The organism is Cupriavidus sp. FW305-3-2-15-C-LB2, from assembly GCF_058787575.1.
Window position 1 is genome coordinate 36,003 of record NZ_JBYSZW010000039.1, and the last position, 18,416, is coordinate 54,418.

Sequence of the window (18,416 nt, forward strand, 5' to 3'; positions counted from 1 at the left end):
CAACATGAACTTCAATCTCAGCGACGAACAGAAGCAGCTGGCCGACGCCGTCCGCCGTTTCATCGACAAGGACTACGGCTTCGAGTCCCGCAAGCAGAACTACGAAAGCGCCGCCGGCTATGGCGACGCCGCCTGGGGCTCGCTGGTCGAGCTTGGCCTGACCGCGCTGCCGGTGCCGGAAGCGCAGGGCGGTTTCGCGGGCAAGGCCCTGGACATGATGGTGGTGCAGCAGGAGCTGGGCCGAGGCCTGATCGTGGAGCCGTACCTGGCCACGGTGGTGGGCGCCTACGCCCTGGGCCTGGCCGGTGGCCAGGATGCACTGCTGGAACAGGTCGCCGGCGGCGAACTGAAGCTGGCCGTGGCCTTCAACGAGCCGCAGGCGCGCTATGAACTGAACAACGTGCGCGTCACCGCCCGCGACGGCAAGCTCAACGGCCGCAAGACCGTGGTGCTGCACGGCGGCCAGGCCGACAAGCTGATCGTGTCGGCCCGCAGCAGCGGTGCCGAAGCCGACCAGGACGGCATCTCGCTGTTCCTGGTGGATGCCAGGGGCGCCGGCGTCAGCATCAAGGACTACCGCACCATCGACAACCTGCGCGCGGCCGACATCACCTTCCAGGATGCCCCCGCGCAACTGCTGGGTGAAGCCGGCAAGGCCTTCCCGGTGATCGAGCAAGTGGCCGACTACGCTGCCGTGCTGCTGTGCGCCGAGGCCGTGGGCGTGATGGATACGCTCAATGCCGCCACGCTGGAATACGCCAAGACGCGCCAGCAGTTCGGCGTGCCGATCGCGCGCTTCCAGGCGCTGCAGCACCGCATGGTGGAGATGTTCATCCACGCCGAGCAGTCGCGCTCGATCACGCTGCTGGCCGCGGCACGCTTCGAAGAAGTAACGCCGGAAGAGCGCCGCCGCTATGTCTCCGCCGCCAAGGCGCGCGTGGGGCAGGCAGCGCGCACGGTTGGCCAGGAGGCAGTGCAGATCCACGGCGGCATGGGCGTGACCAACGAACTGCCGGCCGCGCACATGTTCAAGCGGCTGACGCTGATCAACACCACCTTCGGCGACGTGGATCACCACCTGGGCAGGTTCGCCGCCCAGCCGGGGTTCCAGGAAGCTGCCTGATCCTGCCAGTCCAATCAAAACCGCGCTGTAGTCCAGGCGCGGTTTTTTTCTTTGGGGACCGTTAGGGGCGGGTTCGGCAAATACGGACGCCGGCCCCCGGCGGCCATGCGATCATTGCCTGAGCAAACTTAGTGCCATGGCGCCAATCACTACAGAGAGACAACCGATGCTGTATTTCGAGGACTTTGAAGTCGGCAGCCGCCGCGAACTGGGTTCGTACCTCGTCACCGAGGAAGAGATCCTGGCCTTTGCCCGCCAGTACGATCCGCAGCCGTTCCATATCGACAAGGAAGCCGCTGCCAGGAGCATCTATGGCGGCGTGATCTCGAGCGGCTGGATGACGTGCTCGATCATGATGCGGCTGCTGGTGCTGAGCACCACCGGCAAGTCGGCCAGCATGGGCTCGCCTGGCGTGGACGAGATCCGCTGGCTCAAGCCCGTCTACGCCGGCGACACGCTCACCGTCGTGCTGAATGTGCTCGATAGCCGGCCGTCGCAGTCCAAGCCGGACCGCGGCGTGGTCCACACCCAGTGGGAAGCCACCAACCAGCGCGGCGAACTGGTCTGCACCGTCAAGGGCATGGGCATGTACGGCCGCCGCCCCGCTTAAGAACACTTTATCGTCACGAGGAGACTATCAACATGCGTACCATCGCATCGCTGGAAGAACTGGAAGGCCTGCAGGGCCAGGAGGTCGCGGTCAGCGACTGGATCGAGGTGACCCAGCAGCAGGTCAACCAGTTTGCCGATGCCACCGGCGACCACCAGTGGATTCACATCGACGTGGAGCGCGCGAAGAAGGAGTCGCCCTATGGCGGCCCGATCGCGCACGGCTTCCTGACGCTGTCGCTGCTGCCCAAGTTCATGCACAACGCGCTGCACATGCCGTCGAAGATCGGCGTCAACTACGGCCTGAACCGCGTGCGCTTCACGGCACCCGTGCCGGTGGGCAGCAAGCTGCGCGCGCGCATCAAGCTGCTGAAGGTCGAGCGTCTCGATCCGCTGCCGAAGTCGCCCGAACTGGTTGGCGCACAGTCGACCTGGGAAGTCACGGTGGAGCGCGAAGGCAGCGACCGTCCGGTCTGTGTCGCCGAGTCGATCACGCGCCGCTACGGGTGACGGATACGCAGTTTTGACGCGGTGCGACAATATGCCACACAGGCATGTCGCACCCCTGGAGGCCGCCTGATGCGCGGCTTTCTGCATTTTTAGGAACCGATTTGTGACGTTGATGCCGGTCAAATGCTGCTTCGCGGATTTGCGCGTCGATTGTCCGTTCTGCTGAACAGTGTGTTCTGTGCCGTTGGGTTTACCCCTAATGTTGCGTTGCGGTACAGTCGCGCCCACGATGTTTTACGTGTTGCGCTCCCCGGCCGAAAACCGCGCTTGCCATGAAGGCAAGTCCGTCGGGAAGTGCAAAAACCTCGTATTCCAACGCTACCCGGCCGCCGTACTGAGCCGGGACCGTTCGCGGTTTCGGCCAGGTGCCGCAGCGCCGGCAAGGTCCTACAGGGCCTGCAGCGCACGCAGTCAGTTGTCCTTCCGTGTTCATGGCGTTGCAAGGCCGCATGGTCCCCCGGCGTTCGATCCGCCGCCCGACCGCAACGCCAGCTAAGGACACGTCCTTCCGGTTTTCCCTCAGCCCCACGCCTCTTGCGCGAGCATCAGGCGGTTTAGCCGCGCTTTTGCCCGAAGCGCGGTGTAACCAAACCAGTCGTGACATGAAGAAACCCATACTGCCGCGTTGGACGCGGTTCCTGCCTTGCCTTGGCCTGCTCCTGCTCGCCGGCTGCAACATGACGCTGCTCGACCCGAAAGGGCAGGTCGGCGTCGACATCAAGAACATCATCCTGATTGCAACCTGGCTCATGCTGCTGGTGGTGCTGCCGGTGATCGTGCTCACGCTGGTGTTCGCCTGGAAGTACCGCGCGTCCAATACCTCGGCGCGCTATGAGCCGGACTGGTCGCACTCCACGGCGATCGAAGTGGTGGTGTGGCTGATCCCCTGCCTGATCATCATTGCGCTGGGCATCATCACCTGGAAGTCCTCGCACGACCTGGACCCGTACAAGCCGCTTGAATCCAGCAAGAAGCCCGTCACCGTCGAGGTGGTGGCGCTGAACTGGAAGTGGCTGTTCATCTATCCGGAACTGAAGATCGCCACGGTCAACCAGATCGCCTTTCCGGTCGACACCCCGGTGAACTTCAAGATCACCTCGGATTCGATCATGAATTCGTTCTTCATCCCGCAACTGGGCAGCCAGGTGTACGCCATGGCAGGGATGGAGACCAAGCTCCACCTGATCGCCAACGAAGCCGGCTCTTACGACGGCGTATCCGCCAACTACAGCGGCGGCGGCTTCTCGGGCATGAAGTTCAAGGCGGTCGCCATGTCGAACTACGAGTTCGACCAGTGGGTCGCCAAGGTTCGCGCCTCGTCCACCGAACTGGGGGTTGAAGGCTACAAGACGCTGGCACAACCCAGCGAGAAGGAGCCGGTCACGTACTACGGCAAGGTGGAAGACAAGCTCTTCCACAACATCCTGCACAAGTACATGGACCACAGCGGCACGGCGCTCGCCGCCGACGGGTTCAAGGGCGGCCCGATCTGCACGTCGCGCAACACCCTCGGTGAAGAGCAGCTGTCGATGACCACGCCTGTGAAGGCGCTGGGCGCGCAATCCTAGGAGCAATGATGTTTGGCAAGTTGAGTTTGTCGGCGATTCCGTTTCATGAGCCGATCATCATGGTCGTTCTGGCCGGCGTCGCCCTAGGCGGTGCCGCGCTGCTAGGCGCGATCACCTATTTCAAGAAGTGGGGCTACCTCTGGAACGAGTGGTTCACCTCGGTCGACCACAAGAAGATCGGCGTGATGTACTGCCTGGTCGCCCTGATCATGCTGCTGCGCGGCTTCGCCGACGCGGTCATGATGCGCACCCAGCTGGCGCTCGCCACCAATGGCGCGACCGGCGTGCTGCCGCCCGAGCATTACGACCAGATCTTCACCGCCCACGGCGTGATCATGATCTTCTTCGTGGCCATGCCGCTGATGACCGGCCTGATGAATCTGGTCGTGCCGCTGCAGATCGGCGCGCGCGACGTGGCGTTCCCGTTCCTGAACACGCTGTCGTTCTGGCTGTTCGTGTCGGGCGCCATGCTGGTCAATGTCTCGCTGGGCGTCGGTGAATTCGCCAAGACCGGCTGGCTGGCCTACCCGCCGCTGTCGGGACTGGACTTCAGCCCGGGTGTGGGGGTGGACTACTACCTCTGGAGCTTGCAGATCTCGGGCCTGGGCACCTTGCTGACCGGCGTGAACTTCCTGGTGACGATCCTGCGCATGCGCGCGCCGGGCATGACGCTGATGCGCATGCCGGTGTTCACCTGGACCGCGCTGTGCACCAACGTGCTGATCGTGGCCGCTTTCCCGGTGCTGACCGTGACCCTGGCGCTGCTGGGCCTGGACCGCTACGTCGGTACCCACTTCTTCACGAACGACGGTGGCGGCAACGCCATGATGTACGTGAACCTGATCTGGATCTGGGGCCACCCCGAGGTGTACATCCTGATCCTGCCGGCGTTCGGCATCTTCTCTGAAGTGATCGCCACGTTCTCGGGCAAGAAGCTGTTCGGCTACAAGGGCATGGTGTACGCGACCGCCGCGATCATGGTGCTGTCGTTCATCGTGTGGCTGCACCACTTCTTCACGATGGGCTCGGGCGCCAACGTCAACGCGTTCTTCGGCATCACCACCATGATCATCTCCATCCCGACCGGGGTGAAGATCTTCAACTGGCTGTTCACCATGTACCGCGGCCGGGTCCAGATGACCTCGCCGGTGCTGTGGACGCTGGGCTTCATGATCACCTTCGTGATCGGCGGCATGACCGGCGTGCTGATGGCCGTGCCGGCCGCTGACTTCGTGCTGCACAACAGCCTGTTCCTGATCGCCCACTTCCACAACGTGATCATCGGCGGCGTGCTGTTCGGCTACCTGGCCGGCATCACCTACTGGTGGCCGAAGGCGTTCGGCTTCACGCTGAACGAGCGCCTGGGCAAGTGCGCCTTCTGGTGCTGGCTGGTCGGCTTCTACTTCGCCTTCATGCCGCTGTACGTGCTGGGCCTGATGGGCATGACCCGCCGCCTGAACCACACCGACAACCCGGCCTGGACGCCGTGGCTGTACCTGGCCGTCGTGGGCGTGGTGTTCGTGGCGCTGGGCATCTTCTTCCAGGTGCTGCAGATCGTGGTGTCGATCCGCGACCGCAAGAAGCTGGCCGACGTGACCGGCGACCCGTGGGGCGGCCGTACCCTGGAGTGGGCCACCTCGTCGCCGCCGCCGTTCTACAACTTCGCGCACACCCCGGTGGTGCGTGACCTGGACGCGTTCTCCGACATGAAGGCCCGTGGCGAGACGCTGCCGACCGAAGGCTACGAGAAGATCCACATGCCCAAGAACACGGGCGCGGGCTTCATCATCGGCGCCTTCAGCCTGGTGTTCGGCTTTGCCCTGACCTGGCATATCTGGTGGATGGCCATCGTTGGCCTGGTGGGCATGGTGTGGGCGTTTATCCACCGCAGCAACGACGACCATATCGACTACTACGTGCCGGCCACCGAGGTCGAGCAGATCGAAACGCGCCATCTGCAGCGCATTGCTTCGCAAGCCTGAGAACCATGTCGACTCAAGTCCTAGACCGCATCCCCGCGCAGGCCGGCGCACCGGCCAAAGCCGACGCGCATGGCCATGACCATGCGCACCACGATACCAGTGCCAATACGGTGTATGGCTTCTGGATCTATCTGATGAGCGACTGCATCATCTTCGCCGGACTGTTCGCGGCCTTCGCCGTGCTGCGCGGCGAACTGGCAGGCGGCCCGTCGGCGAAGGAGCTGTTCGAGCTCAACTACGTGCTGGTGGAGACCTTCATCCTGCTGTTCTCCTCGATCACGTACGGCATGGCGATGATCTCGCTGCAGAACCGCAGCCTGAGCCGCGTGCAGGTGTGGCTCGGCATCACGTTCCTGCTGGGCGCGGCGTTCATGGCGATGGAAATCAACGAATTCCATCACCTGATCGCCGAAGGCGCCGGCCCGGGCCGCAGCGCTTTCCTGTCGTCGTTCTTCACGCTGGTCGGCACCCACGGCCTGCACGTCGCCAGCGGCATGCTGTGGATGATCGTGCTGATGTGGCAACTGTCGAAGAAGGGCATCACCCCGACCCTGAGCAAGCGCCTGATGTGCCTGTCGCTGTTCTGGCACTTCCTGGACGTGGTCTGGATCGGCGTGTTTACCGTGGTCTACCTGATGGGACATCTGTGATGGCACAACACAACGCACCGGCGGCGCACGGCGCCCACGACTCGCACGACTCGCACGCGGGTCATGACACCCACGCCAGCTTCAAGTCGTACGCAATCGGCTTCATCCTGGCCGTGATCCTGACCGTGATCCCGTTCAAGCTCGTGATGGACGGCAGCATGGACAAGGGCACCATCCTCTGGATCATCCTCGGCATGGCCGCGGTCCAGATCCTGGTCCACCTGAAGTACTTCCTGCACCTGGACACGTCGTCCGAGCAGCGCAGCAACGTGATCGCGCTGCTGTTCACGGCGCTGATCCTGGTGATCGTGGTGGCGGGTTCGCTGTGGATCATGCACAACCTGAATGCCAACATGATGGTGATGTAAGGACCAACGTCCTGGCATCGAGAGCGGGGCCCTGCAAGGGGCCCCGTTTTTTTTGCCCGTCGCCTGCCTTGGGGCGTGGTGCCCGGCCTTGGTGCGGGGACGCGCATCGCCTGGTGCCTTGCGCATGCCGCCCGCACGGAATTGCGCAGATGCACGGGAGTGGTGCGTGCGCCGCCCGCACTGCTCTGGTGCGGATGCGCGATCGCGGGCGGCGGCAGCGCCTGCGCGCCGCGCCAGCACGCCATCTGCCGGGGGTGCGGTGGGTATCAGGCGGCCTGCCTCCATGGCACGCTAGTTGCAGAAGCATCACCCGGGGAGCGTAGTCCCTGACTAACACCATAAACGGGAGCTGCAAATGCAACGACGTGACATGCTGAAGCTGTCGGCGATAGCCGCCGCGGCAATGATCGGTACCAGCCCGCTGGCCATGGCGCAGTCCAAGGAACCGATCAAGGTCGGTATCCTGCACTCGCTGTCCGGCACCATGGCCATTTCGGAGACGTCGCTGAAGGACGTGGCGCTGATGACCATCGACGAGATCAACAAGAGCGGCGGCGTGCTGGGGCGCAAGCTGGAGCCGGTGGTGGTGGATCCCGCCTCGAACTGGCCGCTGTTCGCGGAAAAGGCGCGCCAGCTGATCACCAAGGACAAGGTCGCGGTGACCTTCGGCTGCTGGACCTCGGTGTCGCGCAAATCCGTGCTGCCGGTCTACGAAGAGCTGAACTCGCTGCTGTTCTACCCGGTGCAGTATGAAGGCGAAGAGATGTCGAAGAACGTCTTCTACACCGGTGCAGCGCCCAACCAGCAGGCCATTCCGGCGGTGGAATACCTGATGAGCAAGGAAGGCGGCGGCGCCAAGCGCTTCTTCCTGCTGGGCACGGACTACGTCTACCCGCGCACCACCAACAAGATCCTGCGCGCGTTCCTGAAGAGCAAGGGCGTGGCCGACAAGGACATCGAAGAGGTCTACACCCCGTTTGGCCACAGCGACTACCAGACCATCGTCGCCAATATCAAGAAGTTCTCGCAGGGCGGCAAGACCGCGGTGATCTCCACCATCAACGGCGACTCCAACGTGCCGTTCTACAAGGAACTTGGCAACGCCGGGCTGAAGGCCAAGGACGTGCCGGTGGTGGCGTTCTCGGTGGGTGAGGAGGAACTGCGCGGCATCGATACCAAGCCACTGGTGGGCCACCTGGCCGCATGGAACTACTTCATGTCGGTCAAGAACCCCGAGAACGACGCCTTTCGCAAGCAGTGGGCGGCATGGGTCAAGGCCAACAACCTGCCCGGCGGCGACAAGCGTGTGACCAACGACCCGATGGAAGCCACCTACGTGGGCATCCATATGTGGGCGCAGGCCGTGAAGAAGGCCGGCACCACCGATACCAACAAGGTGCGCGCTGCCATGTACGGCCAGACCTTCAAGGCACCGGACGGCTTCACGCTGACCATGGGCGAGAACCACCACCTGTACAAGCCGGTGATGATCGGCGAAGTGAAGGGCGACGGCCAGTTCTCGGTGGTGTGGAAGACGCCGAAGGCGGTGCGCGCGCAGCCGTGGAGCCCGTTCATCGCGGGTAACGAAGGCAAGCCGGACAAGGTGATGTAAGCCGGGCCACCCGCTGCCGGTTGGCTCCCCTCTCCCGCTTGCGGGAGAGGGGCTGGGGGAGAGGGCTGGCGCTTGCCAGCCAGATGGTACTCGCTTCGTCATGGACACCTGCCTTCTCCCCAAACACTCATTCCGCAACTCGCCAGCACCTATGCGCAATCCCTTATCCGTTTCCATCCTGCCATGGCTGCGCGCCCTGCTGGCGGCGCTGCTGCTGGCGGCTGCGCCGTGGGCCGCGGCGCTGACGCAGGCCGACCTGAGGCCGCTGGCCGAAGACGATTTCGATGCCAAGACCGCGGCGCTGACCGCGCTGGCCAAGGCCCCGCCGGAACAGGCCGGCCCGATCCTGAAGGCCTTGCAGGACGACGCGCTGCAATATGCGCCGTCGGTCGGCATGGTGCGCCAGGATGGCGACAAGACCGTCGATGCCGTCACCGGCAAACCGGTCGCGGTGAAAGCCGACGAGCTCGAATCCCTGACCCTGAACAACAGCCTGCGCGCGCTGGTCGACAGCGCCGCCAGCAGCCTGCTGCTGCAGTCGCCCGATATCGCGGTGCGCGCGCAGGCCATCGCCACGCTGCGCGACCAGCCCGAGAGCGCCTCGCGCGCCGCGGTCGAAGCCGCGCGCAAGAACGAGGCCGATGCCGGACTGCGCACCAGCCTGGACGTGATCTGGGCCAACCTGGTGCTGGCCGAGCCGGCCGATCCCGCAGCGCATGACGCGAGGCTTGAAGCCATCCGCATCCTCGGCAGCGACAGCAACCCGCAGAGCCGCCAGAAGCTGGCGCCGCTGGTGGAGCGCGACAGCGCCGGCAACTACCGCGAGCCCGATGCCGACGTGCGCCTGGCCGCGCAGCAGGCGCTGGACACGCTGCGCAGCGACCAGCGCCGCGCCGAGCTGATCGGCAACCTGTTCGCCGGCCTGAGCCTGGGCAGCGTGCTGCTGCTGGCCGCGCTCGGGCTGGCCATCACCTATGGCCTGATCGGCGTCATCAACATGGCGCACGGTGAATTCCTGATGATCGGCGCCTATGCCACCTACGTGGTGCAGTCGCTGTTCCGCGCCTACGCGCCGGGTGCGTTCGACTGGTACCTGCCGGCGGCGCTGCCGGCCTCGTTCCTGGCCGCCGCGCTGGTGGGCTTCGTGCTCGAGCGGCTGGTGCTGCGCCACCTGTACGGCCGCCCGCTGGAAACGCTGCTGGCCACCTTCGGCGTGAGCCTGCTGCTGATGCAGGCGGTGCGCACGCTGTTCGGCGCGCAGAACGTGGAAGTGGCCAACCCGGCGTGGATGAGCGGCGGCATCGAATGGATGCCGGGCCTGGTGATCCCGTACAACCGCATCGTCATCATCCTGTTCGCGCTGGCGGTGGTGGCGGTGGCGTGGGCGGTGCTGAACCGCACGCGGCTGGGGCTGTTCGTGCGCGCCACCACGCAGAACCGCACCATGGCGGCCTGCGTCGGCGTGCGCACCTGGAAGGTCGACAGCTACGCCTTTGCCTTCGGCGCCGGCATTGCCGGGCTGGGCGGCTGCGCGCTGTCGCAGATCGGCAATGTCGGCCCCGACCTGGGCCAGGCCTACATCATCGATTCGTTCATGGTGGTGGTGCTGGGCGGCGTCGGGCAGCTGGCCGGCACCATCGTCGGCGCCTTCGGGCTGGGCATCATCAACAAGTTCATCGAGCCCTTCTACGGCGCGGTGCTGGCCAAGATCTTTGTCCTGGTGCTGATCGTGCTGTTTATCCAGAAGCGGCCGCAGGGACTTTTCGCGCTCAAGGGGCGCAGCGCGGAGGCATGATGCAGCGAGTCCAATCGAATTCTTCCGCCACCGCGTTCCGGCTAGCGGTGCCGGAGCGGCAGGCACTGTTCTCGCCGCGCGGCTGGCTGGTGCTTGCGGCGCTGGTGGTGATCGTCGGCATCGGCGTGCCGGTGTGCGCGCTGGTGTTGCCGGAGGGGCATCCGCTGCACCTGTCGGCTTATGCGCTGACGCTGGTCGGCAAGATCATGTGCTTTGCGCTGGCGGCGATCGCGCTGGACCTGGTGTGGGGCTACTGCGGCATCCTGAGCCTGGGCCACGGGCTGTTCTTCGCGCTGGGCGGCTATGCCATGGGCATGTACCTGATGCGATCGATCGGGCGCGAGGGCGTGTACAAGAGCGAACTGCCGGACTTCATGGTGTTCCTCGACTGGAAGGAGCTGCCATGGTTCTGGCACGGCACCGAGCACCTCGGCTATGCGCTGCTGCTGGTGGTGCTGGTGCCAGGCGTGCTGGCGTGGCTGTTCGGCTTCTTCGCCTTCCGCTCGCGCATCAAGGGCGTGTACCTGTCGATCATCACGCAGGCGATGACGTATGCGGCGATGCTGCTGTTCTTCCGCAACGAGACCGGTTTCGGCGGCAACAACGGCTTCACGGACTTCAAGCGCATTGCCGGCTTTGCGATTGCGGCGCCGCAGACGCGCACGGCGCTGTTCGTGCTGACCTTCCTGGCGCTGCTGGCGGGCTTCATCGCCTGCCGCTACATCGTCACGTCCAAGCTCGGGCGCGTGGTCACCGCGGTGCGCGATGCCGAGATGCGGGTGATGTTCTCCGGCTACAACCCGCTGGGCTACAAGCTCTTCGTGTGGACCTTTTCGGCGGTGCTGTGCGGCATCGCGGGGGCGCTGTACGTGCCGCAGGTGGGCATCATCAACCCCGGCGAGATGTCGCCCGGCAATTCGATCGAGATGGCGGTGTGGGTCGCCGTGGGCGGGCGCGGCACGCTGATCGGACCGGTGATCGGCGCGTTCCTGGTCAATGGTGCCAAGACCCTGTTCACAGCCCACTTTGCCGAATACTGGCTGTTCCTGCTGGGCGCGATGTTCGTGCTGGTGACCTTGTACCTGCCCGATGGCGTGACCGGGCTGTGGAACCGGCTGCGCGAGCGGCGCGCGGCCGCACCATCAGCCGCTGCAGACCCTGTTTCCGCGCCTGCCGTGGCAGGCCGCACGGGAGGTGAAGCATGAACGCCGCACTCCAGCACGGCCAGGCCGAAAGCGGCGATGCCACCGGCCTGGGCCGCATCGTCGAGCCCGGCACCATCGATGTCTCGCATGGGCCGATCCTGTACCTGGAAGACCTGACGGTGCAGTTCGACGGCTTCCGCGCGCTGAACAAGCTGACCTTGTCGATCGACCATGGCGAGTTGCGCTGCGTGATCGGTCCCAACGGTGCCGGCAAGACCACGATGATGGATGTCATCACCGGCAAGACCGGGCCGCGCAATGCCAATGTCAGCGGGCGCGTGTTCCTGGGCCAGACCATCGACCTGATGCGGATGACCGAGCCGCGCATCGCGCAGGTCGGCATCGGCCGCAAGTTCCAGAAGCCCACGGTGTTCGAGCAGCACGCGGTGTGGGAGAACCTGGAACTGGCGATGAAGGCCGACAAGCGCTGGTGGTCGTCGCTGCGCGCGCGGCTGACGGCGGAGGGGCATCGCCGCATCGAGGAAACGCTGGCGCTGACCGGACTGGAGGCAGAGGCCTACCGGCCCGCCGGGCTGCTGTCGCACGGGCAGAAGCAGCGCCTGGAGATCGGCATGCTGTTGATGCAGCAGCCGCAGCTGCTGTTGCTGGACGAGCCGGTGGCCGGCATGACCGATGAAGAGACCATGCAGCTGGCGGCGCTGCTCAACGGCCTGCGCGGCAGCTGCTCGATGATGGTGGTCGAGCACGACATGGAGTTCGTCGCCGCGCTCGCGGGCGATGCCGGCCAGGTCACGGTGCTGGCCGAGGGCAGCGTGCTGGCCGAAGGCACGCTCGACAGCGTCAAGCGCGATGAGCGCGTGATCGAATCCTACCTGGGAAGATAAGCATGCTGCAGGTCAATGCACTGAACCAGTTCTATGGCGGCAGCCATATCCTGCGCAATGTCAGCTTCGACGTGCCCGCCGGCAAGCTGACCACGCTGCTGGGCCGCAACGGCGTGGGCAAGAGTACGCTGCTCAAGTGCCTGATGGGCGTGGTGCCCACGCGCAGCGGCAGCATCCAATGGCAAGGGCAGGCGCTGGAGAAGAAGGCTCCGTATGAGCGCGTGTCCGCCGGGCTGGCCTATGTGCCGCAGGGCCGGGAGATCTTCCCGCGGCTGACGGTGGAAGAAAACCTGCTGATCGGCGCAGCCAGCCGGGCGCGGCCGTCCGGCGTGCCGGACCGGATCTACCAGTTGTTCCCGGTGCTGCGCACCATGCGCCTGCGCCGCGGCGGCGACCTGTCCGGCGGCCAGCAGCAGCAACTGGCGATCGGGCGCGCGCTGATGAGCGAGCCGGGCCTGCTGATCCTGGACGAGCCCACCGAGGGCATCCAGCCTTCCATCATCCAGGACATCGGCCGGGCGCTGCGCCTGCTGGTCGACGAGTTCGGCATGACGGTGCTGCTGGTCGAGCAGTACTACGAGTTCGCGCGGCATATTGCCGACCACTATGTCGTGATGAGCCGCGGCGAAGTGGTGGCGCGGGGTGCCGGCGCCAGCATGGAGCAGGACGGCGTGCGGGAGCTGATCGCCGTGTAGGGCGGCTGCGCGGCAGCGCCAGGATTTGTGGGTCATACGCTGCTTACGCGAAGCCAGGCAGCGCGCTATGATTGCTTGCAACTCCCGCCATTGCGCGCGCGCCTCCGCCGGCTGTCCTTGCCATGCGCCATCCCGATCTTCCTTCATCGCTCACCGTGCCCGCCGCATGGCAGGCCACCCTGCGGCTGCGCTTTGCGCAGCGCGGCGAACGCACCGCGCTGACCGAGCGGCGCCACCAGGGGCCGCTGCTGGTACAGAAGCCGCTGTACCCGGAAGGCGGCATCTGCCACGCGGTGATCCTGCATCCGCCGGCTGGCGTGGCAGGCGGCGACAGCCTGGATATCGACGTGACGGTCGAGGATGGCGCGCACGCCGTGCTGGCCACGCCGGGTGCCACCAAGTGGTACAAGTCGCTCGGCCGCGAGGCGGCGCAGCATGTGCGCCTGACGGTGGGCGCAGGCGCGCGGCTGGACTGGCTGCCGCAGGAGAACATCGTCTTCGACGACGCCCGTGCGCGGATTTCGACCGTGCTCGACGTCGCGCCCGGCGGCAGCGCGATCGGCTGGGATGCTGTGGTGCTGGGCCGGCAGGCATCCGGCGAGCAGTGGACCCGCGGCGCGCTGTGGCTGGATACCCGCGTCGGCACGGGCGAGCGTGCGTTGTGGATCGAGCAATCGCATCTTGAAGCCGAGTCGCCGCTGCGCACCGCGGTGGCCGGCCTCGATGGACTCAATGTGCTGGGCACGCTGTGGGCGGTAGGCGAGGGCGCGACGCAGGAACTGGCCGAAGCCCTGGCCGAACAGCTGCCTTATACGCCGGAGCTGCGCGCCGGCGTGACCTGCCTGGCCGCCAGCGGCCAGTCGATGCTGCTGCTGCGCGTGCTGGGCCGGCAGATGGAAGCCGTGCGCCACGTCATGGTCGACAGCTGGCAGGCGCTGCGCATGCCGATCCACGGTGTCGCGGCGCGGCCGCTGCGACTGTGGGCCACGTAGGCCGCCAACAGAGACAACCGAACACAAGAAACCAGGAACAAGAGATGGAACTGACGCCGCGAGAGAAAGACAAGCTGCTGATCTTCACCGCCGCGCTGCTGGCCGAGCGGCGCAAGGCACGCGGGCTGAAGCTGAACTACCCGGAAGCGGTGGCGCTGATCACCGCCGCCATCATGGAAGGCGCGCGCGATGGCCGCACCGTGGCCGAGCTGATGCATGAGGGCACCACCGTGCTGGGCCGCGAGGACGTGATGGATGGCGTGGCCGAGATGATCCCCGAGATCCAGGTGGAGGCCACCTTTCCGGATGGCACCAAGCTGGTGACCGTCCACCATCCCATTGTCTGAACATGACCGATTCCGATTCTGGACCGCGATAACAAGACCAACCCGAGAGCCGACATGAACCGTACCGCCTGCCTGCGCCTTGCCCTGGGCACTTCCCTGACCGTTGCCGCCGGCGCCGCGCTGGCGCATCCCGGCCACGATGCCGCCACCGTCAGCGCCAGCCTGTGGGCCGGCCTGGCGCACCCCTTCACCGGCGCCGACCATTTGCTGGCGATGGCGGCGGTGGGCGTGTGGAGCGCATTGATTGCCCGCTCGGCCGCCGACACCCTGCGCCTGCCGCTGGCCTTCGTGGCGCTGATGCTGGTGGGGGCTGCAATCGGCTTGTCCGGTGTGGCGCTGCCCGCAGTCGAACCGATGATCGCGGCCTCGTTGCTGGTGATCGGGTTGCTGCTGGCGCTGCGCGCGAAGCTGCCGGCGTGGGCCGGTACGCTGCTGGTCGGCGGCTTTGCCATCTTCCACGGCTACGCCCACGGGGCCGAACTGCCCGCCACTGCGGGCGCGCTGCCTGCGGTACTCGCATACGTAGGCGGGTTTGCGGCCGCCACCATGGCGCTGCACCTGCTGGGCATCGGCGCTGGCACGTTGCTGCGCCGCCATGCCGGCTGGCTGGCCCGCGCGGCAGGTGCCGGCGTGGCGCTGTATGGCGCCAGCCTGCTGGTGGCCTGAGGAGAATCGCCATGATCCCCGGTGAACTGATGCCCGCCGACGGCGAGATCGAACTGAATGCCGGCCGCGCCACGGTCAGCGTGACGGTGGCCAATACCGGCGACCGGCCGATCCAGGTCGGCTCGCACTTCCATTTCTACGAGACCAATGCGGCGCTGGCCTTTGACCGCGAATCCGCGCGCGGCTTCCGGCTGAATATTGCTGCCGGCACCGCGGTGCGCTTCGAGCCCGGTCAGACGCGCACGGTGGAACTGGTGGCGCTGGACGGCGACCGCATCGTCTATGGCTTCAACGGCAAGATCATGGGAGCGCTGTGATGGCAAAGATCTCCAGGCAGGCCTATGCCGAGATGTTCGGCCCGACCACCGGCGACCGCCTGCGGCTGGCCGATACCGGGCTCATCATCGAAGTCGAGAAAGACTTCACCATCTATGGCGAGGAAGTGAAGTTCGGCGGCGGCAAAGTGATCCGTGACGGCATGGGGCAGAGCCAGCGCATGGCCAGCGATTGCGTCGACACCGTCATCACCAATGCGCTGATCGTTGACCACTGGGGCATCGTCAAGGCCGATATCGGCCTGAAGGGCGGGCGCATCGCGGCGATCGGCAAGGCCGGCAATCCGGATATCCAGCCGGGCGTCACCATCGTGGTCGGGCCGGGCACCGAGGTGATCGCGGGCGAGGGCATGATCGTCACCGCAGGCGGCATCGACAGCCATATCCACTTCATTTGCCCGCAGCAGATCGAAGAGGCGCTGATGAGCGGCGTCACCACCATGATCGGCGGCGGCACCGGGCCGGCCACCGGCACCTTTGCCACCACCGTGACGCCGGGGCCGTGGTACATGGAGCGCATGCTGCAGGCAGCCGATGCCTACCCGATGAATATCGGCCTGCTGGGCAAGGGCAACGCCAGCCAGCAGGGGCCGCTCCTGGAGCAGGTGGAGGCGGGCGCCATCGGCCTGAAGCTGCACGAGGACTGGGGCACCACGCCGGCGGCGATCGACACCTGCCTGTCGGTGGCGGACGCGACCGATACCCAGGTGGCGATCCATACCGACACGCTCAACGAAGCCGGCTTCGTTGAAGCGACCATCGCCGCGTTCAAGGGCCGCACCATCCATACGTACCACACCGAAGGCGCGGGCGGCGGCCATGCGCCCGATATCATCAAGGTGTGCGGCGAGGCCAACGTGCTGCCGTCGTCGACCAACCCGACGCGCCCGTACACGGTCAACACGCTGGACGAGCACCTCGACATGCTGATGGTGTGCCACCACCTGGACCCGTCGATTGCCGAGGACATCGCCTTTGCCGAAAGCCGCATCCGCCGCGAGACCATCGCCGCCGAAGACATCCTGCACGACCTGGGCGCGTTCTCGATGATCTCCAGCGACTCGCAGGCGATGGGGCGCGTCGGCGAGGTCATCATCCGCACCTGGCAGACCGCGCACAAGATGGCGCTGCAGCGCGGCAAGCTGCCGGGCGATCCCAACGATGCGCGCGGCGGGCACGACAACTTCCGCGTCAAGCGCTATGTCGCCAAGTACACCATCAACCCGGCGCTGACGCATGGCATCGCTCATGAGGTGGGCTCGGTTGAAGTCGGCAAGTGGGCCGACCTGGTGTTGTGGCGTCCGGCGTTCTTCGGCGTCAAGCCCAGCCTGATCCTGAAGGGCGGCATGATTGCCGCGGCCGCGATGGGCGATCCCAATGCGTCGATCCCGACGCCGCAGCCGGTGCACTACCGGCCGATGTTTGCTTCGGCCGGCGGGGCGCTGCACCGTTCGTCGCTGACCTTTGTGTCGCAGGCGGCGCTGGCGGCCGGCATCGGCGAGCGCTACGGACTGGCCAAGACGCTGTCGGCGGTGCGCGGCACGCGCACGGTAAGCAAGCGCGACATGGTGCACAATGACTGGCAACCGCATGTCACGGTCGATCCGGAGACCTACCAGGTCGTTGCCGACGGCCAGTTGCTGACCTGCGAGCCCGCCACCGAGCTGCCCATGGCGCAGCGCTATTTCCTGTTCTGACTGGCCGGGGCCCGCGCCCCGCATCGCCCATGCTGAAGATCGACAAACTCCTGAGCGCCCCGCACGGCATCGCGCCCGTGCTGGTGCGCCGCGCGCCCAAGCTGGTCCTGCCCTTCGCCGAACGCAGCAAGAGCCGCCTGCGCGCGGTGCTCGACAACGGCGACGAAGCCGCGCTGTTCCTGGCGCGCGGCACCGTGCTGCGCGGCGGCGACCTGTTGGTGGCCGAAGACGGCAGCTTCGTGGAAGTGCAGGCCGCTGCCGAGGCGGTGCTGGAAGTGCGCGCGGAAGACCCGCATGCGCTGATGCGCGCGGCCTATCACCTCGGCAACCGCCATACGCCGGTGGAGATCGGGCGCGACTACCTGCGGCTGGAATATGACGCGGTGCTGGCGGACATGCTGCAACGGCTGGGCGTGCGCGCCGAACGTGCCGAGCTGCCGTTCGAGCCGGAGGCCGGGGCTTATGGCGGCGGGCACAAGCATGGGCACGATGCGACGTTTGCGGAGGACTATGCGGCGGCGCAGGCGGTGTTTCATGAGCATCATGGGCACTCGCACGATCACGTGCATGACGAGAAGTGTGGACATAAGCACTGAATTTTGCCCTGCAAGGTGGGTGCCGGACCATGCCAACCGATGAAGAACTGAACTCGCCGATACTCCCCTCTCCCGCTTGCGGGAGAGGGGAGCAAGCCATCGCTGAACCGGAGTCCGCGCCATGACGCAACTCCACCAGTTGATCTCACTGCTGCACCTCGCATCGCCATCGCTGCCAATCGGCGGCTTCAGCTATTCGCAAGGCCTGGAAGCTGCGATCGATTGTGGCAGCGTGCACGATGCGGCAAGCGCAGAACGATGGATCCGCGACAACCTGCTGCATGTGCAGGCGCAATGCGAAGCGCCGCTGTGGCTGCTGCTGCATCGCTGCTGGAAAGCGGGCGATGCCGCGCAGGTGCGGACATGGAACGACTGGTTCCGCGCCACGCGCGAGACTTCCGAGTTGCGGCTTGAGACCGAGCAGATGGGCTGGTCGCTGTCCAGGCTGATTGCGCAGATGGAGTGGGGCGCGCCCGTGCTGCGCGAGACGCTGGCGGCGCTGTCGCCGGTGTGCCTGCCGACTGCGTTCACTGCGGCATGCGTGGCGCTGCAGGTCGAGGCGCGCGACGGCCTCGCTGCCTATTGCTTCAACTGGGCCGAGAACCAGGTCGCCGCGGCGATCAAGGCGGTGCCGCTGGGCCAGGTGGCGGGGCAGCACATGCTGCGGCGCCTGCACTGCGCGGTGCTCGACACAGTCGATGAAGCCACGCGCCGCGCCGACACCACGCCGCCGCAACTTTCCACCTTTTCCCCGATGCTGGGCCTGCTTTCCGCGCGCCACGAAACGCAGTACTCCCGGCTGTTCCGATCCTGAACCCATA

General features: G+C 65.9%; 19 protein-coding genes. All 19 read left to right on the forward strand.

From position 1 onward, the window contains the following. Window positions 1–4: 4 nt before the first annotated feature. Window positions 5–1,123, forward strand: coding sequence for an acyl-CoA dehydrogenase family protein (locus AC3WRR_RS24670; RefSeq protein WP_010809114.1), 1,119 nt, complete (start codon window positions 5–7; stop codon window positions 1,121–1,123). A gap of 166 nt (window positions 1,124–1,289) precedes the next feature. After that, window positions 1,290–1,733 carry a MaoC family dehydratase gene (locus AC3WRR_RS24675; protein WP_010809113.1) on the forward strand — a complete coding sequence of 148 codons (444 nt, stop codon included), beginning with the start codon at window positions 1,290–1,292 and terminating at the stop codon, window positions 1,731–1,733. Window positions 1,734–1,765: 32 nt separating this feature from the next. Beyond that, window positions 1,766–2,242 carry a MaoC family dehydratase gene (locus AC3WRR_RS24680; protein WP_010809112.1) on the forward strand — a complete coding sequence of 159 codons (477 nt, stop codon included), beginning with the start codon at window positions 1,766–1,768 and terminating at the stop codon, window positions 2,240–2,242. Window positions 2,243–2,844: 602 nt separating this feature from the next. Continuing rightward, entirely contained in the window at window positions 2,845–3,810 is a 966-nt protein-coding gene (gene cyoA, locus AC3WRR_RS24685; RefSeq protein WP_010809111.1) for a ubiquinol oxidase subunit II, read from the forward strand. Window positions 3,811–3,818: 8 nt separating this feature from the next. Continuing rightward, entirely contained in the window at window positions 3,819–5,792 is a 1,974-nt protein-coding gene (gene cyoB / locus AC3WRR_RS24690) for a cytochrome o ubiquinol oxidase subunit I (protein ID WP_010809110.1), read from the forward strand. Window positions 5,793–5,797: 5 nt separating this feature from the next. After that, complete coding sequence (gene cyoC, locus AC3WRR_RS24695; protein ID WP_058698665.1) at window positions 5,798–6,442, forward strand: cytochrome o ubiquinol oxidase subunit III; 645 nt, start codon at window positions 5,798–5,800, stop codon at window positions 6,440–6,442. Next, window positions 6,442–6,810 (forward strand): cytochrome o ubiquinol oxidase subunit IV, encoded by a 369-nt coding sequence (cyoD, locus tag AC3WRR_RS24700; protein ID WP_010809108.1) that lies wholly within the window; start codon window positions 6,442–6,444, stop codon window positions 6,808–6,810. The genes cyoC and cyoD overlap by 1 nt, the downstream gene beginning before the upstream one ends. Window positions 6,811–7,165: 355 nt before the next feature. After that, window positions 7,166–8,422 (forward strand): urea ABC transporter substrate-binding protein, encoded by a 1,257-nt coding sequence (urtA, locus tag AC3WRR_RS24705; protein ID WP_010809107.1) that lies wholly within the window; start codon window positions 7,166–7,168, stop codon window positions 8,420–8,422. Window positions 8,423–8,573: 151 nt separating this feature from the next. Continuing rightward, window positions 8,574–10,217 (forward strand): urea ABC transporter permease subunit UrtB, encoded by a 1,644-nt coding sequence (gene urtB, locus AC3WRR_RS24710; protein WP_492298366.1) that lies wholly within the window; start codon window positions 8,574–8,576, stop codon window positions 10,215–10,217. Next, window positions 10,217–11,422, forward strand: a complete 1,206-nt coding sequence (gene urtC, locus AC3WRR_RS24715; RefSeq protein WP_011614864.1) for an urea ABC transporter permease subunit UrtC — start codon at window positions 10,217–10,219, stop codon at window positions 11,420–11,422. Before urtB ends, urtC begins: the two co-directional genes overlap by 1 nt. After that, entirely contained in the window at window positions 11,419–12,267 is an 849-nt protein-coding gene (gene urtD / locus AC3WRR_RS24720) for an urea ABC transporter ATP-binding protein UrtD (RefSeq protein ID WP_010809104.1), read from the forward strand. The genes urtC and urtD overlap by 4 nt, the downstream gene beginning before the upstream one ends. A 2-nt stretch (window positions 12,268–12,269) precedes the next feature. Then, entirely contained in the window at window positions 12,270–12,962 is a 693-nt protein-coding gene (gene urtE / locus AC3WRR_RS24725; protein ID WP_010809103.1) for an urea ABC transporter ATP-binding subunit UrtE, read from the forward strand. A 122-nt stretch (window positions 12,963–13,084) separates the two neighbouring features. Next, window positions 13,085–13,954 (forward strand): urease accessory protein UreD, encoded by an 870-nt coding sequence (locus AC3WRR_RS24730; RefSeq protein WP_439671479.1) that lies wholly within the window; start codon window positions 13,085–13,087, stop codon window positions 13,952–13,954. Window positions 13,955–13,998: 44 nt separating this feature from the next. Then, window positions 13,999–14,301, forward strand: a complete 303-nt coding sequence (locus AC3WRR_RS24735) for an urease subunit gamma (RefSeq protein ID WP_010809101.1) — start codon at window positions 13,999–14,001, stop codon at window positions 14,299–14,301. A gap of 54 nt (window positions 14,302–14,355) precedes the next feature. After that, complete coding sequence (locus tag AC3WRR_RS24740; RefSeq protein ID WP_010809100.1) at window positions 14,356–14,967, forward strand: HupE/UreJ family protein; 612 nt, start codon at window positions 14,356–14,358, stop codon at window positions 14,965–14,967. A gap of 11 nt (window positions 14,968–14,978) precedes the next feature. Continuing rightward, complete coding sequence (locus AC3WRR_RS24745) at window positions 14,979–15,284, forward strand: urease subunit beta (RefSeq protein ID WP_492298369.1); 306 nt, start codon at window positions 14,979–14,981, stop codon at window positions 15,282–15,284. Then, the gene (gene ureC / locus AC3WRR_RS24750; RefSeq protein WP_305367557.1) at window positions 15,281–16,999 is read left to right on the forward strand and encodes an urease subunit alpha; all 1,719 of its coding nucleotides are present in this window, start codon (window positions 15,281–15,283) and stop codon (window positions 16,997–16,999) included. Before AC3WRR_RS24745 ends, ureC begins: the two co-directional genes overlap by 4 nt. Window positions 17,000–17,028: 29 nt before the next feature. Then, window positions 17,029–17,595, forward strand: a complete 567-nt coding sequence (gene ureE, locus AC3WRR_RS24755) for an urease accessory protein UreE (RefSeq protein ID WP_010809097.1) — start codon at window positions 17,029–17,031, stop codon at window positions 17,593–17,595. Window positions 17,596–17,716: 121 nt separating this feature from the next. Continuing rightward, window positions 17,717–18,409, forward strand: a complete 693-nt coding sequence (locus tag AC3WRR_RS24760; protein WP_010809096.1) for an urease accessory protein UreF — start codon at window positions 17,717–17,719, stop codon at window positions 18,407–18,409. The last annotated feature ends 7 nt before the right edge of the window (window positions 18,410–18,416 follow it).

What these genes read in the sequence shown, in the direction of transcription:
- AC3WRR_RS24745 (WP_492298369.1), top strand. Translation starts at nt 14,979, where the DNA reads ATGATCCCCGGTGAACTGATGCCCGCCGACGGCGAGATCGAACTGAAT.
- cyoA (WP_010809111.1), top strand. Translation starts at nt 2,845, where the DNA reads ATGAAGAAACCCATACTGCCGCGTTGGACGCGGTTCCTGCCTTGCCTT.
- cyoB (WP_010809110.1), top strand. Translation starts at nt 3,819, where the DNA reads ATGTTTGGCAAGTTGAGTTTGTCGGCGATTCCGTTTCATGAGCCGATC.
- AC3WRR_RS24730 (WP_439671479.1), top strand. Translation starts at nt 13,085, where the DNA reads ATGCGCCATCCCGATCTTCCTTCATCGCTCACCGTGCCCGCCGCATGG.
- urtE (WP_010809103.1), top strand. Translation starts at nt 12,270, where the DNA reads ATGCTGCAGGTCAATGCACTGAACCAGTTCTATGGCGGCAGCCATATC.
- AC3WRR_RS24735 (WP_010809101.1), top strand. Translation starts at nt 13,999, where the DNA reads ATGGAACTGACGCCGCGAGAGAAAGACAAGCTGCTGATCTTCACCGCC.
- cyoC (WP_058698665.1), top strand. Translation starts at nt 5,798, where the DNA reads ATGTCGACTCAAGTCCTAGACCGCATCCCCGCGCAGGCCGGCGCACCG.
- AC3WRR_RS24675 (WP_010809113.1), top strand. Translation starts at nt 1,290, where the DNA reads ATGCTGTATTTCGAGGACTTTGAAGTCGGCAGCCGCCGCGAACTGGGT.
- urtB (WP_492298366.1), top strand. Translation starts at nt 8,574, where the DNA reads ATGCGCAATCCCTTATCCGTTTCCATCCTGCCATGGCTGCGCGCCCTG.
- urtC (WP_011614864.1), top strand. Translation starts at nt 10,217, where the DNA reads ATGCAGCGAGTCCAATCGAATTCTTCCGCCACCGCGTTCCGGCTAGCG.
- AC3WRR_RS24670 (WP_010809114.1), top strand. Translation starts at nt 5, where the DNA reads ATGAACTTCAATCTCAGCGACGAACAGAAGCAGCTGGCCGACGCCGTC.
- AC3WRR_RS24760 (WP_010809096.1), top strand. Translation starts at nt 17,717, where the DNA reads ATGACGCAACTCCACCAGTTGATCTCACTGCTGCACCTCGCATCGCCA.
- urtD (WP_010809104.1), top strand. Translation starts at nt 11,419, where the DNA reads ATGAACGCCGCACTCCAGCACGGCCAGGCCGAAAGCGGCGATGCCACC.
- AC3WRR_RS24740 (WP_010809100.1), top strand. Translation starts at nt 14,356, where the DNA reads ATGAACCGTACCGCCTGCCTGCGCCTTGCCCTGGGCACTTCCCTGACC.
- ureE (WP_010809097.1), top strand. Translation starts at nt 17,029, where the DNA reads ATGCTGAAGATCGACAAACTCCTGAGCGCCCCGCACGGCATCGCGCCC.
- AC3WRR_RS24680 (WP_010809112.1), top strand. Translation starts at nt 1,766, where the DNA reads ATGCGTACCATCGCATCGCTGGAAGAACTGGAAGGCCTGCAGGGCCAG.
- cyoD (WP_010809108.1), top strand. Translation starts at nt 6,442, where the DNA reads ATGGCACAACACAACGCACCGGCGGCGCACGGCGCCCACGACTCGCAC.
- urtA (WP_010809107.1), top strand. Translation starts at nt 7,166, where the DNA reads ATGCAACGACGTGACATGCTGAAGCTGTCGGCGATAGCCGCCGCGGCA.